This window comes from Blastococcus jejuensis (genome assembly GCF_039534705.1).
Lineage (GTDB): Bacteria > Actinomycetota > Actinomycetes > Mycobacteriales > Geodermatophilaceae > Blastococcus_B > Blastococcus_B jejuensis.
On sequence record NZ_BAAAVV010000001.1, the window covers coordinates 401313 to 415305 of the forward strand.

Below are 13993 nucleotides of genomic sequence, written 5' to 3' on the forward strand. Positions count from 1 at the left end.
CCCAGCGCGCCGCTCAGAAGCGGCCGCTGCTGTCGTCGCCGATCGGCGTGCACTTCTTGGCGTGGGCCTTCGAGTCCGCGATGCAGAAGAAGACCGGGACACGGCCGTGGTCGGTGACGATGAAGGCGGCCGGGCCCTTGCCGTTGCTCGGCCCGTCGATCACGTAGCTCGGACCGTCCTGGACCGGAGCCGCCGAGGCGGCGGGGGCCAGCGCGACGCTGCCGAACAGGACGATGCCGGCGGCCGCGATGGTCGATGCGATGCGGTTCATGGCAGTACCTCCAGTGCTGGGGAGTCCGGGGTGGACTCCGTCTCGGAGACGACGATCCGCGACCGTCCGCACGGTTCCCGCGCGGGAACCGCAAGAACGACGCAAGGTCCGGCCGGCGGTCAGCCGGCGGTGACGACGGCCAGGTCGAGCTGGACCGGCGCCGGGCCGGGGGCCGTGTCGACGGTGGCGAAGCCGGCGATCCCCGCGGCCAGGACGACCGTGACTCCCGTGAGGCGGAGCGCGGCGATGATGCGGGCGGGCACGGTGCTCATCTCCGGTCTCCTGTCTGCGGGGGTCGACGGTCGTCGCTGGTCAGGTCGGGAATCAGGCTCGGCCGGTCAGAACCGGCCGCCGCCCTCCGGGATGCAGTGCAGGACGGCGGAGTCGGCGAGGAGCTGCGCCGCGCGCTGCTCGAGCAGCCGGGCGGCCGCGTCCGAGCCGTTGGCGACGGCGTTCAGCATCCGCGCCATCGAGGTCGACGACTTCGCGGCCTGGCCGCGGAGCTTGGTGGCGGCATCGTGGAGCTTGACCGCAGCCGAGTTCAACGCCGCGGCCAGCCGGCCGGCCTGGGCCGACTGCTTGGCGTGCTCGTCGAGGTCCTTGGCGGTGCACGCCTCGGGGGCCTTCAGCGGCTTGCCGTTCTTGTCGTAGATGACCGGCGGGGGCGCGGGGGCCGGCGCGGGCTCGACGACGGGGGCCGGGGCGGGAGCAGGAGCGGTCTGCGCGACCGGGGCCTGCGCGACCGGGGCCTCCACGACGGGAGCCTCCACGACCGGGGCCTCCACGACCGGGGCCTCCGCGACGGGTGCCTCGGCGGGTGCCTCGACGAGCGGGGCCTCCACGACGGGGGCCTCCACGACGGGGGCCGACTCGTCAGCGGACGCGGCGGGAGCGAGGGCCACGGAGCCGAACACCGCGGCACCGATCATCGCTCCGGTCACCGCGAGGCGGCGCAGGGGGCTGATGCTGCTGTTCATGACGTCGTTCTCCTCGACTGGCCGGGTCCGGACGGTCCCGGTGACAGCAAGGACGATGCGGGGGCAACCGCAGGCCCCCGTCGAGGGAACCGCAAGGGATCCGCAAGAAACGAGGGATCAGGCCAGCGCCTGCGCCGCCGCCTCCCGCACCTGACGCGCCAGATCGGCCTCGGCACGCTGATCGGTGCGCACCACCACGACCCGCGGGCCTCCCAGCCGCAGCACGTCCGGGAGCTCGGCGGCCGTCGACACCCGGGATGCCGCCCACCCCAGCGACTCCGCGACGGCGACCAGGTCGCGGCCGTGCGGGGTGCCGAACACCCGGCGGTAGTCGCGGGCGTGCCGGTCGGCCCCCGGCTCCAGCTGCGCGAAGATCCCGCCGCCGTCGTTGTCGGGGACCACCAGGGTCAGGTCCGGCGCGGGTTCGCCGTCGCCGAGCAGCAGGCCGGTGAGGTCGTGCAGGAACGTGAGGTCCCCCAGCAGGGCGACCGCCGGGCCACCGCGGGCGACGGTCGCGCCGACCGCCGTCGAGATCGTGCCGTCGATGCCCGCGACCCCCCGGTTGGCCAGCACCGTGACGTCGGGACGCGGGCTCGCCAGCCGCTCGACGTCGCGGACGGGCGTCGAGGAACCCAGCACCAGCAGCGCTCCCGGGGGCAGCGCCGCGACGACGTCCCGCGCCAGTCGTGCCGCGGTCAGCTCGGGCCGGGCGTCGAGCAGCCGGTCGACGGCGGCGCCGACGCGCGCGGCGGCGTCGCGCCAGAGCCCGGACCAGCCGGGCGCGACCGGTTCGCCCGGCCGGTCGGCCGGGACGCCGAGGGAGACGACGGCACCACCCCGCGCGGCGTCGGCCCACCGCGGCGCGCCGGCGGCGATCTCGATGCGCACCGCGGGATCACCGAGCAGCGCGGAGACACTGCGCGCCAGCGTCGGCCGGCCCACGACCAGCACCCGCTCGGGCCGGTGGGCGGCCAGCCAGGCCGGAACACCGAGCAGCAGCGACCCGCCGCGCAGCGCCTCCTCTGCCCCCCATGCTCCGCTGCTCGGCTCGGCGATCACCGGCCAGCGACAGCTGTCCGCGAGGGCCGCGGCGGCCTGCCCGAGCGCGGGCGGGGCGTCGCCGACCACCACGAGCGTGCGCAGCGGGCCGGAGGCCGCCGCCCGCTCGGTCCGCGGCGGCGACGCGGCCGAGGTCCACGGCTGCCCGCCGGACCGGCCCGCCCACTGCCCGTCGACCGCGGGCTCGCCGTCGTCGGGCAGCAAGGGCTCGCGGAACGCCAGGTTGAGGTGCACCGGGCCGGGATCGGCGGTCAGGTCACCTCGGGCGACGAGCAGAGCCCGGGACACCACCGACCGCCAGTAACGGTTCTGCGCCTCCTCGCGGCCGGCCTCCGGCGCGGCCAGATCGGCGGCCCAGCGCACCGCCCCGCCGTAGAGCCCGGGCTGGTCGATCGTCTGGTTCGCGCCGGTCGCGCGCAGCTCCGCCGGCCGGTCGGCGGTGAGGGCCAGCAGCGGCACCCCGCTCGCGTCGGCCTCCAGCACCGCCGCGTGCAGGTGCGCCGCGGCCGTCCCCGAGGTGGTGAGGACCGGAACCGGGCGGCCCGACGCCTTGGCCAGCCCGAGCGCCAGGAACGCCGCCGTCCGCTCGTCGATCCGCACGTGCAGCCGCAACCGGCCGTCGCGCTCGGCCGCGGCGAGCGCCAGCGCGACGGGCGCCGAGCGGGACCCGGGCGCCAGGACGGCGTCGGTGACACCGCCGCGCACGAGCTCGTCGACCAGGACGTGGCCGAGCTGCGGTGCGGGGTTCACGGGGCCCTCACCGCCGCCAGCCGTGCGGCCCATCGCGCCGCGGTCTCCGGGTCGGCCGCGACCGCGTCGAGCCGGTCCGGCTCGACACGGCGCACCGGCAGCTCCCCGTCGACGGGCAGCAGCGGCGTGCTGGTGACGTCGTCGGTGAACAGCGCGACGGTGGCCAGCCCGCAGGCGAACGGCAGCTCCGGGAGCGCCGCGGCCAGGGCGACGCCGGCGGCGATGCCGACCGAGCTCTCCAGCGCGGAGGACACGACGCAGGGCAGGCCGTGGGCCTCGGCGACCCGGAGCGCCGCGCGGACGCCGCCCAGCGGCTGCACCTTGAGGACGACGACGTCTGCGGCCTCCCGCAGGTCGACGCGCAGCGGGTCGGCCGACCTCCGGACGCCCTCGTCGACGGCGATCCGCACGTCGGTCCGGCGGCGCAGCCGGGCCAGGTCGGCCAGCGTGGGGCACGGCTGCTCGGCGTACTCGAGCCCCACCCGGCCGAGTTCCCGGAGGCGCTGCGCCGCGGTGTCGACGTCCCAGGCGCCGTTCGCGTCGACCCGGATCGCCCCGTCGGGACCGAGGGCGTCGCGGACCGCCTCGACGCGGGCGAGGTCCTCGGCCGGGGTCTGGCCGGGTTCGGCGACCTTCACCTTGGCCGTCCGGCAGCCCGAATCCGCGACGATCGTCCGGGCCTGCTCGGGACCCACCGCCGGCACCGTGACGTTGACCGGCACGGTCCCGCGCACCGCCGGCGGCCAGCCCTCGACGGCGGCCTCCTCGGCGGCGCCCCACCAGCGCCTGCTCTCGGCGACGTCGTAGTCCCAGAACGGGGAGAACTCGCCCCAGCCCGCGGGGCCGCGCACCAGCAGCCCGTCGCGTACGTCGATGCCGCGGAAGCGGATGCGCAGCGGCACCCGGTACACGGCCGTGATCACGCCGCACAGCGTAGTTCGGGACCCCCGTAGGCTTGCCGTCCGTGGGCGGACGGGCGGGGAGCAGCAGCGCCCGACACCTCGCCCTCGTCCCCGCCTCCGACCTCACCGTCGACGACATCCGGTCCGCCCTCGACGGGGCGCGCCCGCTGGCCGTCCTGCCCTCCGGACCCGCCTCGGTCGTGGCGGCCGCGGAGGCGGCACTGCGGCCCGAGGAGCCGGTCGAGGCCGGCGCGGACCTCGTCGTCGTCACCTCCGGCTCCACCGGCCGGGCGCGCGGCGTGCTGCTGCCGGCCGCGGCCGTGCGCGCCTCGGCGTCGGCGGCCCTGGACCGGCTCGGCGGCGCGGGGAGCTGGCTCCTTGCGCTCCCCGTCTCGGCGGTGGCCGGCCTGCAGGTGCTCTGCCGCAGCGTGCTGACCGGCCGCGTCCCGACCGCGCTGGCGCCGGGGGAACCGCTCGCGGCGGCCGTGGCCCGGATGCCGATCGGTGACCGGCGCTACGTCTCGTTCGTGCCCACCCAGCTGCTCCGGTTCCTCGACGCCGAGCCCGAGGCGCTGCGGGCGTTCGACGCCGTCCTCGTCGGCGGCGCCGCCACCGATCCGGGCCTGCTCGCCCGCGCCCGGGATGCCGGGGTCCGGGTGGTGACGACCTACGGGATGACCGAGACGGCCGGTGGCTGCGTGTACGACGGGGAGCCACTGACCGGCGTCGGCGTGCGCATCTCCGGCGGCGGGGTCGAGCTGAGCGGGCCGACCCTCGCCCTGGGCTACCGCCTCGACCCGGCCGCGACAGCGGCGGCCTTCGTCGACGGCTGGTTCCGCACCCGCGACGCCGGATGGCTCGCCGACGGCCGGCTCACCGTCACCGGCCGGGTGGACGACGTCGTCGTCACCGGCGGGGTCAACATCGCGCCGACCGCGGTGGAGTCGGCCCTCCGCGAGCACCCCGACGTGGCCGACGCGGTGGTGTTCGGCCGGCCCGACGACGAGTGGGGGCAGCGGGTGGTCGCGGCCGTCGTCCCCGCCGCCGGTGCCGAGCCCGCCCTGCCCTCGCTGCGCGCCTGGGTGACCGAGCGGCTCGGGGCTCCGGCGGCGCCCCGGGAGCTGCACGTCGTGGCGACCGTCCCGACCCTGCACACCGGCAAGCCCGACCGTCGCGCCGTCGCGGCGGCGGTGGGCGCACCGTGACGGTGCTCCCTGGTGGCGGTGCATCCCTGGTGGCGGTGCATCCCTAGTGGCGGTGCATCCCTAGTGGCCACCCCTGCCCAGTGGCTGGCCGGTGCCCGGCCGCGCACGCTGCCGGCCGCGCTCGCCCCGGTCCTCGTCGGCACCGGCGTCGCGGTCGCCCTCGACGGTTTCCGGCTGGTGCCGGCCCTGCTCGCGCTCGTGGTCGCGCTCGCGCTGCAGGTGGCGGTCAACTACGCCAACGACTACTCCGACGGCACACGGGGCACCGACGCCGACCGCGTCGGGCCGATGCGCCTCGTCGGCTCGGGAGCGGCCTCGCCGCGCCAGGTGCTGCTGGCCGCCGGGCTCGCCTTCGGGGTGGCCGCCGTCGCCGGTGTGGCGCTGGCGGCGCTGTCGAGCTGGTGGCTGGTCGCCGTCGGCGCGGTCTGCATCGCGGCCGCGTGGACCTACACCGGCGGACCGTTGCCGTACGGCTACCGGGCGCTGGGCGAGGTGTTCGTCTTCGTCTTCTTCGGGCCCGTCGCCGTCGTCGGCACCACGTTCGTGCAGACCCGGGCGGTCGAGGGCCTCGCCGTGGCCGCGTCGGTGCCGATCGGGTTGCTGATCGTCGACATCCTGGTGGTCAACAACCTGCGCGACATCGTGGGCGACGCCGCGGCCGGGAAGCGGACCCTGGCCGTGCTGCTGGGCGACCGCGCCACCCGGCTGCTCTACGTGGGCCTGTTCGTCGTCGTGTTCGCGGTCGTCGCCGGGATCGGGGTCGGGCGACCGTGGGCACTCCTCGGGCTGCTCGCCGTCCCCCTGGCCGTGCCACCGGCGCGCACCGTGCTCACCGGTGGCCGCGGCCCGGCCCTGATCGGCGCGCTGGCGGGCACGGGCCGGCTCACCCTCGCCACCGGGGTGCTGCTGGCCGCGGGGATCGCGGTCAGCGGGTGAGCGTCACTCCCCGCTGAGCCGGTTCCGCAGGTCCTCCTTGGCCGCCTGGCGAGCCATGCTGCGCGCGGCCAGCGCCTCGGTCAGCCGATCCCGCGACGGGCGCAGCACCACGTAGGCGACCGGCAGCGACAGCAGCAGGCCGAAGAGCAGGCCGGAGAAGAAGTCCAGCCCGGCCATCCAGAGGATCAGCGTCAGCAGCGCCCAGATGGAGAGCCGGCCGACGGTGTACATGACCAGCCACGGGAAGACCCTCGGCGGGACGGCCGGGCCTCCGGTGGGGCTTCCGGGGACTGCGGTGTCGTCAGCCATGCCGACCTTCCCATGTGGTTGTCGGGCCGTGCCCTGTGGCCGCCCACGCGACGTCGTCACCCATGCCGGCCCTCCCACTTGGTGGAGAGCACGACGGTCGTGCGGGTGCGGGCGACGCCCCTGATCCGGTTCAACGCCCCGATGGTGGCCTCGAGTGCCGGGATGTCGGTCACGCGCACCTTGAGCACGTAGCCCTCGCTGCCGGCGACCCGCCAGCAGTCCTCGACCTGTGGCATCGCCCGCATGGCCTCCTCGACACCGAGCTCGTCGACCGCGTCGCTCTCGATGACGCCGATGAGCGCGGTGACGTCGAGGCCGACGGACGGCGGGTCGATGACGGCCCGGTAGCCGGTGATCACGCCGGACGCCTCGAGCTTGGCCACCCGCTCGGTGACGGCCGGGGAGGAGAGCCCGACCTGCCGGGCCAGCTCGGCGTAGCTCGCGCGGCCGTTGGCTCGCAGCAGGTCGATCAGCTGCTGGTCGACGGCGTCGATGACAGATCTCCGTTCGGGGGGACTCAACTCGTCACCGAGTATCGCCGCCGACGTAGGGTGGGTGCGGACGTGGGGGTGGAAGAGTGATCGTTCCGGTGCTGCTCGTGGTCGCGGTGATCGTCGTCGTGCTCATCCTGCGCGCGACGAAGAACCCGGGTGGGCTCGGGAGCGGTCCGCGCCCGATGCGCCGCCCGCGGCCGCAGCGCCCGGCGCGGCCGCTGGCCCCCGACGACGACCCGGAGTTCCTGCGCGAGCTCGAGCGGCGGGCCCGCCGCGACGACGGCAGCAAGAACGCCTGACCCGGTTGCTCTCAGGCGGCGGGCGCCTGACCGAGCAGCCGCCGCCAGCCGCGCCGCGCCGCGCGTGGCGCAGGGTCGTCGGACGCCTCGCCGTCCCCGTCGGTGGCGTCGGACGCCGGCAGGTCCCCCGGCCACCCCAGGCCCCCGCCGTCCGGGGAGGACGGACCGGGCCACCCCACCGGCCCCTCGCTCGCGGGCCGGCGCCCGCCCCGGTGCGCGCCTCCCTCGGCGGTGCGCTGCGCGAGGGCGGCCGCCACGAGCGGGTGCGAGGACGATCCCGGCGCGGCGTGCTTACCCACGGTGACCTCCGGTGCGACGCGGCCCGGCGATCGGGCGCTCCTGCGGAGGCATGGAAGCACGCCGACCCGGTGTTCGTCACGCCATCGGCGCCGGGGGCCCCGCAGGGATCGATCACCCAGCGTGATCGGTCAGACGCCGCCGTAGCTGTGCAGGCCGGTCGAGACGAGGTTCACGAACAGCAGGTTGAACACCATCACCGCCAGCCCGACCACGTTGACCCAGGCCGCGGGCCGCCCGCGCCAGCCGGCCGTGGTGCGGGCGTGCAGGTAGGCGGCGTACACGACCCACGCCACGAACGACCAGGTCTCCTTGGGGTCCCAGCCCCAGAACCGGCCCCAAGCGCTCTCGGCCCAGATCGCCCCGGCGATGACGGCGAACGTCCAGATCGGGAAGCCGAAGATCGCGGTGCGGTGGGCCACCCGGTCGAGCCCGGCCGCCGACGGGAGCCGGGAGAGGATCGACGTCTCCCCCTCGACCGCGCGGGCGTCGTGCCGGACTCGGAGCAGGTAGAGGAGGCTCGCGATGCCGCTGACGAAGAAGATGCCGAAGCCGAGGATCGCCGACGTCACGTGGATGGCCAGCCAGTACGACCGCAGGGCCGCGACCAGCGGTGCGGCCGGCGCGTAGAGGAACAGGCCGATCCCGACCATCGCGAGGACGACGGGGCCCAGCACGAAGGCACCCATGTGCCGCAGCGCGGGGGCGCGCACGGCCAGCACGGCGTAGGCGACGACGGCGACGAGCACGACGGCCGTGCCGAACTCGTACATGTTGCCCCACGGCAACCGGTCGACGGCCATGCCGCGGGTGATCATGACCGCGGCGTGGGTGAGCGCGCCGAGGATCGTCAGCCCGATCCCGATCGCGCCCCACCGGTTCGCCGCGGGCGGCTCGACGTCGGGGTGGCTGTCGGTCGCGGACCCGGCAGGACCCGCCCCCACCAGCTCGCGCTCCCGCACCGGACGACGGCCGAACGCCAGCTGCGCGCAGAAGGCGACCAGGGCCACGGAGTACAGCGCGACGCTGACCGTGAAGAACGTGTCCGACAGGTCGGCCAACGACTGGTCAGGACTCACGCGGGGGGACCTCCGAAGCAGACGTGCGGGATCGAGCAGAGTCGGCACGCGCGGCGAGCACGGTGCCCAGCTCGTCGGACAAGGCGGCGAACCGGGGTGCGCTCTCCCCGCTGCCCCGCATGAGCGACGCGACCGTCAGCACGGTACCGCCGTCGCCGGACGGGGCGCCGACGCGGGCGAACACGCGCTCGCGGCGCACCAGGAGCATGCCGAGCAGCCCGACGAGCAGGCTGACCGCCGACCCGAGGACCCACAGCTGCCCCGGGTCGTGCGAGAACTGCAGCGCGGCGAACTCGCGGAAGCCGGTGAACGCGACGGACGTGCCGTCGGGCAGCTCGACGGACTCGCCGACCTCGAGGTTGGCGGCCCCGACCCGTTCGAGGCTGCCGCGGTCGATCTGCGTCGCGTCCAGCGAGTAGACCGACTGCGGGATGCCGGAGTCCAGCCCCAGGTAGCCCTCGTACAGGACGATCGCGACCTGCGGGTCCAGCGGCCGGGGGTCGATGGAGGTGAGGATTCCGCCCTGCACCACGCCGGTCGGCGCGAAGAAGCCCTCCAGCGCGAGCTGGTCGTCGCTGCCGGTGCCGACGTCGGGCAGCTTGAGCGCGCCCTGGCTGGCGAGGGTGGTCTGGTCGGAGGGCAGGAACGGCACCGACAGGTCGGTGTACTCCCGCCCGTCGGGGAGGGTGACCGCGAACGTGGGACTGAACCCGTGGCCGGTGACGTAGATCCGGTCGCCGTCGATCCGCAGGGGGTCGTTGACGCCGATCGTCGTGGCCCGGCCCTCCTCGCCGGGGCCGCCGTAGCGGATGTCGGCGGTGAAGGACGAGGCGGTGAGGTCCTCCTCGTACTCGGCGCGGAAGTCCTCGAGGTCGACGCACACCGGGCTGAGGTCCCCGCTGTCGACCAACGGACCCGCGGAGTAGGTGTCGTACTGCTGGAAGGAGTTGCAGAAGCCCTGGCCCTCGGTGACCAGGATGCTGCCCTCGTAGCCCCAGAGCTTGCCGCCGGCCAGCCCCAGCAGCAGGGCCACCAGCGACAGGTGGAACAGCAGGTTGCCGGTCTCCTTGAGATAGCCCTTCTCCGCCGACACCTCGCCCCCGCTGGCCCCGGCGGTGTCGGCAGAGCGACGGACGACGCGGAAGCGGCGGACCCGCAGCTCCTCCTCGACGACGTCGAGCGCCTCGGCCGGCGGCAGCGTGCTGCGCAGCTCACCCGAGTCGGGCAACCGCAGCAGGTGGCGCGGGGCGCGGGGCGGCGCGGCCCGCAGCGCCCGGGCGTGCTCCAGGGCCCGCGGCAGCACGCACCCGATCAGCGAGACGAACAGCAGCAGGTAGACCGCGGCGAACCACGGGGAGCTGAAGACGTCGAAGAGGTACAGCCGGTCGAGGATCGGCGCCAGCGTCGGGTTGTCGGCGAAGTACTGCGTGACGTTGTTCTGCGAGAGCGAGCGCTGCGGCAGCAGCGAACCGGGGACGGCGGCCAGCGCGAGCAGGAACAGCAGGATGATCGCCGTCCGCATGGCGGTGAGCCGGCGCCACCACTGGAGCAGCAGGCCCGCGCCGCGGCGGGGAGCCGAGGGGCCCGGTGCCGAGACGGCGGGCCGGTCCAGAACCGTCACAGCGCGCTCTCCCCGAAGCCGGTGGCGGCCAGCCACGAACGCAGCCAGCCCATGAGCTCGGTCCAGGCCCCGGTGAGCAGCATCAGGCCGACCAGCACGAGGACGGCCCCGCCGACCCGGGTGACCGTGCGCGCGTGCCGGCGCAGGAAGGACGTGGCGCCCATCGCCCAGCGCGCGCCGAGGGCGACGAGCACGAACGGGACCCCCAGGCCCACGCAGTAGGCCAGCCCGAGCAGCGCCCCCCGGGTGGCCGTGGCCTCGGTGAAGGCCAGCGAGTAGACCGCCGAGAGGGTCGGGCCGAGGCAGGGGGTCCAGCCCAGGCCGAACACGATGCCCAGCAGCGGCGCCCCGGCCAGGCCGGCGGCCGGGCGGGCGGAGAGCCGCTTGGTCCGCTGCAGCAGGGGCAGCCAGCCGAGGAAGCCCAGCCCGACGAGGATCGTGACGACGCCGAAGACGCGGTTGAGGACGTCGGCGTGCTGGAGCAGCAGCCGGCCCAGGCCGCCGAACGCCGTCCCGACGGCGACGAAGACCACGGTGAACCCGAGGACGAACAGCACCGCCCCGAGGACCATGCGGGTGCGCGGCGACACCGAGGTGCGGACGGCGGTGGTCGCGCCCCCGGAGCCGGCGGGCTCCTCGCCCGGCGTCCCGGTGCCGACCAGCCCGGACACGTAGGCCAGGTAACCGGGCACCAGCGGCAGGACGCACGGCGAGGCGAAGCTGATCAGGCCGACCAGCGCGGCGACCGCCGCGGCGACGAGGAGCGGGCCGTCGGTGACCAGGCCGCTGAAGGTTTCTCCCACGGCTCAGCCCTCCTCCAGCACCCGGTCGAGCACCTGCCGCAGGTCGTCCTGGGCGACCTCACCGGTGTACACCGCCGCCACCCGGTACTGCGGATCGAGGACGATCGTGGACGGGATCGCGTTCGCCGGGTAGTCGCGGAACGCCAGGGCCACCTCGCCGCGGGGGTCGTAGAGCGACGGGAAGGAGATCGCGAACCGGTCGACGAAGGCCACCGCGAACTGCTCGCTGGTCTCCTTCACGTTGATGCCGAGGAACTGCACGCCGTCGTCGGCGGTCTCCTCGGCGACCTCGCTGAACTCCGGCGTCTCCACCCGGCACGGGGCGCACCACGACCCCCAGAAGTTGAGCACCGCGACGTTCCCGGCCAGCTGACCGGAGTCGAAGTCGTCGCCCCCGAGGAGGGTGCCGGAGAACTCCGGAGCGGCGGCGCGCTGGTCCTCCGGGATCACCTCGCCGGCCGGGGTGCCCGCGACGAAGCGGAACTCCCCGCCGTTGTTGACGTCGACGGCGTTCGCGCCCGTCGAGCAGCCGGCGAGGACGCCGGCCGCCGCAAGCAACGCCAGGCATCGCCTCATGCGCCGGGCACCGCGTCGGGGTCGGTCGCACCCGCCGGCTCGGCGTAGGAGACGCCCACGATCTTGTCGCCGTCGAAGGTCAGGGACGTGACGCTGGCCAGGCCGCACTGCCGGCGTCGGGGGTCGTGCACGTACCGGCGGCCCTCGACGTGCAGCCGCAGGGTCCAGATCGGCAGCTGGTGGCTGACCAGCACGGCCTCGTGGCCCCGGGCGGCGTCGCGGGCGGCCTCCGCGGCGGCGAGCATCCGGGCGGCGATCTCGACGTACGGCTCGCCCCAGGAGGGCCGGAACGGGTTGCGCAGCTTCCACCAGTGCTTCGGGACGCGCAGTGCACCGTCGCCGACGCCGACCCGCAGCCCCTCGAAGGCGTTGCCGGCCTCGATCAGCCGCTCGTCGATCGTGACCGGCAGCGACAGCGCGGCGGCGATGGGCGCGGCGGTCTGCTGGGCCCGCTCCAGGGGGCTGGACACCAGGTGGGTGACGTCCCGGTCGAGGAACCACTTCGCGGCGACGGAGGCCATCTCCTCGCCGGCAGCGGACAGCCGGTAGCCGGGCAGCCGGCCGTAGAGGATCTTCGCCGGGTTGTGCACCTCGCCGTGGCGCAGCAGGTGGACCGTCGTGGTGCCGGAGCTCGTGCTCATGCCCCCACCTCGGCGGCGGCCCGCGCGGCGGCCGGCAGCGCCTCGAGCACGCGGTCGAGTGCCTCCCCCTCGAGGGCGGCGTTGACGAACCAGGCCTCGAACGCCGACGGCGGCAGGTACACCCCGCGGGCCAGCATCGCGTGGAAGAAGGCGGTGTAGCGGGCGACGTCCTGGGTGCGGGCGTCGTCGTAGTCGCGCACCTGGCGCTCGTCGGGCACGAAGAAGACCGAGAACATGTTGCCAGCCTGCTGCATGCGGTGCGGGACCCCGGCGGCGAACAGGGCGGCACTGGCCGCGCCGCGGAGCACGGCCGACACCTCGTCGCACCGCGCGTAGACCTCGTCGGTGCACAGGCGCAGCGTGGTCAGGCCGGCGGCCACCGCGACCGGATTCCCGGACAGGGTGCCCGCCTGGTAGACCGGCCCGGTCGGGGCCAGCTGCGCCATGAGGTCCTGCCGCCCGCCGAACGCGGCCGCCGGCAGGCCGCCGCCCATGACCTTGCCGAAGGTGAACAGGTCGGCGTCGACCGGGTCCAGGCCGTACCAGCCGGAGCGCGACACCCGGAACCCGGTCATGACCTCGTCGACGATCAGCAGCGCGCCGTGCGCGGCGGTGATCCGGCGCAGGGCGGTGTTGAACCCGTCCAGGGGCGGGACCACGCCCATGTTGCCCGCGGCCGCCTCGGTGATGACGCAGGCGATGTCCGCCCCGCGCTCGGCGAACACCTTCTCGACGGCGGCGACGTCGTTGTAGGGCAGGACGACGGTGTCCGCGGCGGCGCCCGTGGTGACGCCCGGCGTGTCTGGCAGGCCGAGGGTGGCCACCCCCGAGCCGGCGGAGGCGAGCAGCGCGTCCACGTGGCCGTGGTAGCAGCCGGCGAACTTGACGACGAGCGGCCGGCCGGTGGCGCCGCGGGCCAGTCGGACGGCCGACAGCACGGCCTCGGTGCCCGAGTTGACCAGCCGCACCCGCTCGACCGGCGGCATGCGGTCGCGGATCTCCTCGGCCAGGTCCAGCTCGCCCTCGGTGGGTGCACCGAAGGACAGCCCGCGCCGGGCGGCCGCGGCCACGGCCTCGACGACGGCCGGGTGGGCGTGGCCGAGGATCATCGGCCCCCAGGAGCTGACCAGGTCCACGTAGCGGCGCCCGTCGGCGTCGGTGAGCCACGGACCCGAGCCGGAGACCATGAAGCGCGGCGTCCCCCCGACGGCCCGGAAAGCGCGGACGGGGCTGTTGACACCGCCCGGCGTGATCTCCTGCCCGCGGGCGAACAGCTCCGCGGACACGGGGGCCTCGTACGGGTAGGGCAGGTTGTCGAGCGAGGTCACGACCCCAGTGTCCCTCGCGGATCGAGCAGCGCGGCCCGCAGGGCGGCAGGGTCGCGGGTGGGGACCAGCACAGTGCGGCCGTCGGCGAGCTTCAGCGGCAGCCCGGTCCGGCCCTTGGGGACCGACCAGCCGCCGCCGAGCACCGGCGCCCCGGCGTCGACGCCCGCGTCCACCGCCCGCAGGTGGTCGACGTCGACCTCGGACAGGGCCACCCGCTCCCGGCCGACGACGAGCGCGTGCTCGTCGACCCGGACGGTCCAGATGCGCCGGGCCGAGAGCGTGCCGCCGGCGACGACGCCGAGGACCGCCGCGATGGCGACCAGCCAGAGCAGCGGGGGGATGTCGGGGCCGGGGAAGGCGAGGTCGAGCCCCAGGAACACCGCGAGCGCGCCGGCGACCAGCCAGAACGGCCGCCACGAACTCCCGTGCTCGACGTACGGCGTCAC

Annotated in this window: 18 protein-coding genes; 3 read left to right on the forward strand and 15 right to left on the reverse strand. The window is 75.4% G+C overall.

Translation table 11 applies throughout. The features are described 5' to 3' along the window. Positions 1–13: 13 nt before the first annotated feature. The 5 genes from ABD644_RS01920 to ABD644_RS01940 all read right to left on the reverse strand — a co-directional run bounded on the left by ABD644_RS01920 (position 14) and on the right by ABD644_RS01940 (position 3980). Positions 14–271, reverse strand: a complete 258-nt coding sequence (locus tag ABD644_RS01920) for a hypothetical protein (protein ID WP_344686794.1) — start codon at positions 269–271, stop codon at positions 14–16. A gap of 119 nt (positions 272–390) precedes the next feature. Continuing rightward, entirely contained in the window at positions 391–543 is a 153-nt protein-coding gene (locus ABD644_RS01925) for a hypothetical protein (RefSeq protein WP_344686795.1), read from the reverse strand. Between the two features lie 66 nt (positions 544–609). Next, a complete protein-coding gene (locus ABD644_RS01930; RefSeq protein WP_344686796.1) occupies positions 610–1248 on the reverse strand; it encodes a hypothetical protein in 639 nt (212 codons plus the stop codon). A gap of 117 nt (positions 1249–1365) precedes the next feature. After that, positions 1366–3057, reverse strand: a complete 1692-nt coding sequence (gene menD, locus ABD644_RS01935) for a 2-succinyl-5-enolpyruvyl-6-hydroxy-3-cyclohexene-1-carboxylic-acid synthase (RefSeq protein ID WP_344686797.1) — start codon at positions 3055–3057, stop codon at positions 1366–1368. Beyond that, the gene (locus ABD644_RS01940) at positions 3054–3980 is read right to left on the reverse strand and encodes an o-succinylbenzoate synthase (protein ID WP_344686798.1); all 927 of its coding nucleotides are present in this window, start codon (positions 3978–3980) and stop codon (positions 3054–3056) included. The genes menD and ABD644_RS01940 overlap by 4 nt, the downstream gene beginning before the upstream one ends. 41 nt (positions 3981–4021) lie before the next feature. Here ABD644_RS01940 and menE point away from each other — a divergent pair, with 41 nt between their 5' ends. Both menE and ABD644_RS01950 read left to right on the forward strand, forming a co-directional pair. Continuing rightward, complete coding sequence (menE, locus tag ABD644_RS01945; RefSeq protein ID WP_344686800.1) at positions 4022–5164, forward strand: o-succinylbenzoate--CoA ligase; 1143 nt, start codon at positions 4022–4024, stop codon at positions 5162–5164. Between the two features lie 63 nt (positions 5165–5227). Next, a complete protein-coding gene (locus ABD644_RS01950) occupies positions 5228–6100 on the forward strand; it encodes a 1,4-dihydroxy-2-naphthoate polyprenyltransferase (protein ID WP_344686802.1) in 873 nt (290 codons plus the stop codon). Between the two features lie 3 nt (positions 6101–6103). Here ABD644_RS01950 and ABD644_RS01955 read toward each other — a convergent pair whose 3' ends face one another. After that, on the reverse strand, positions 6104–6409 hold the full coding sequence (locus tag ABD644_RS01955; protein ID WP_344686803.1) for a DUF4229 domain-containing protein: 306 nt from the start codon (positions 6407–6409) through the stop codon (positions 6104–6106). Between the two features lie 56 nt (positions 6410–6465). Continuing rightward, positions 6466–6930 carry an Lrp/AsnC family transcriptional regulator gene (locus ABD644_RS01960; RefSeq protein ID WP_344686804.1) on the reverse strand — a complete coding sequence of 155 codons (465 nt, stop codon included), beginning with the start codon at positions 6928–6930 and terminating at the stop codon, positions 6466–6468. A gap of 56 nt (positions 6931–6986) precedes the next feature. Between ABD644_RS01960 and ABD644_RS01965 the strand changes: the two genes are divergently transcribed. Next, positions 6987–7202, forward strand: a complete 216-nt coding sequence (locus ABD644_RS01965) for a hypothetical protein (protein WP_344686805.1) — start codon at positions 6987–6989, stop codon at positions 7200–7202. Positions 7203–7213: 11 nt separating this feature from the next. Here the strand turns inward: ABD644_RS01965 and ABD644_RS01970 are convergent, their stop codons facing one another. From ABD644_RS01970 to ABD644_RS02005, 8 genes are all read right to left on the reverse strand, one after another. Next, entirely contained in the window at positions 7214–7501 is a 288-nt protein-coding gene (locus tag ABD644_RS01970) for a hypothetical protein (protein ID WP_344686807.1), read from the reverse strand. Between the two features lie 129 nt (positions 7502–7630). Further along, positions 7631–8578: a c-type cytochrome biogenesis protein CcsB gene (ccsB, locus tag ABD644_RS01975; RefSeq protein WP_344686808.1), complete on the reverse strand. Its 948-nt coding sequence runs from the start codon at positions 8576–8578 to the stop codon at positions 7631–7633. Continuing rightward, positions 8568–10199, reverse strand: a complete 1632-nt coding sequence (gene resB, locus ABD644_RS01980) for a cytochrome c biogenesis protein ResB (protein WP_344686809.1) — start codon at positions 10197–10199, stop codon at positions 8568–8570. Before resB ends, ccsB begins: the two co-directional genes overlap by 11 nt. Further along, on the reverse strand, positions 10196–11002 hold the full coding sequence (locus tag ABD644_RS01985; RefSeq protein WP_344686810.1) for a cytochrome c biogenesis CcdA family protein: 807 nt from the start codon (positions 11000–11002) through the stop codon (positions 10196–10198). Before ABD644_RS01985 ends, resB begins: the two co-directional genes overlap by 4 nt. A gap of 3 nt (positions 11003–11005) precedes the next feature. Continuing rightward, on the reverse strand, positions 11006–11578 hold the full coding sequence (locus ABD644_RS01990) for a TlpA family protein disulfide reductase (protein ID WP_344686812.1): 573 nt from the start codon (positions 11576–11578) through the stop codon (positions 11006–11008). Then, positions 11575–12219 (reverse strand): histidine phosphatase family protein, encoded by a 645-nt coding sequence (locus tag ABD644_RS01995; protein ID WP_344686813.1) that lies wholly within the window; start codon positions 12217–12219, stop codon positions 11575–11577. The genes ABD644_RS01990 and ABD644_RS01995 overlap by 4 nt, the downstream gene beginning before the upstream one ends. Next, positions 12216–13547, reverse strand: coding sequence for a glutamate-1-semialdehyde 2,1-aminomutase (hemL, locus tag ABD644_RS02000; RefSeq protein WP_344686814.1), 1332 nt, complete (start codon positions 13545–13547; stop codon positions 12216–12218). The genes ABD644_RS01995 and hemL overlap by 4 nt, the downstream gene beginning before the upstream one ends. Then, positions 13544–13993: a hypothetical protein gene (locus ABD644_RS02005; protein ID WP_344686815.1), complete on the reverse strand. Its 450-nt coding sequence runs from the start codon at positions 13991–13993 to the stop codon at positions 13544–13546. The genes hemL and ABD644_RS02005 overlap by 4 nt, the downstream gene beginning before the upstream one ends.

Coding starts and splice junctions, on each gene's coding strand:
- ABD644_RS01955 (WP_344686803.1), bottom strand. CDS start 6,409: ATGGCTGACGACACCGCAGTCCCCGGAAGCCCCACCGGAGGCCCGGCC.
- ABD644_RS01920 (WP_344686794.1), bottom strand. CDS start 271: ATGAACCGCATCGCATCGACCATCGCGGCCGCCGGCATCGTCCTGTTC.
- ABD644_RS01990 (WP_344686812.1), bottom strand. CDS start 11,578: ATGAGGCGATGCCTGGCGTTGCTTGCGGCGGCCGGCGTCCTCGCCGGC.
- ABD644_RS01925 (WP_344686795.1), bottom strand. CDS start 543: ATGAGCACCGTGCCCGCCCGCATCATCGCCGCGCTCCGCCTCACGGGA.
- ABD644_RS01995 (WP_344686813.1), bottom strand. CDS start 12,219: ATGAGCACGAGCTCCGGCACCACGACGGTCCACCTGCTGCGCCACGGC.
- ABD644_RS01930 (WP_344686796.1), bottom strand. CDS start 1,248: ATGAACAGCAGCATCAGCCCCCTGCGCCGCCTCGCGGTGACCGGAGCG.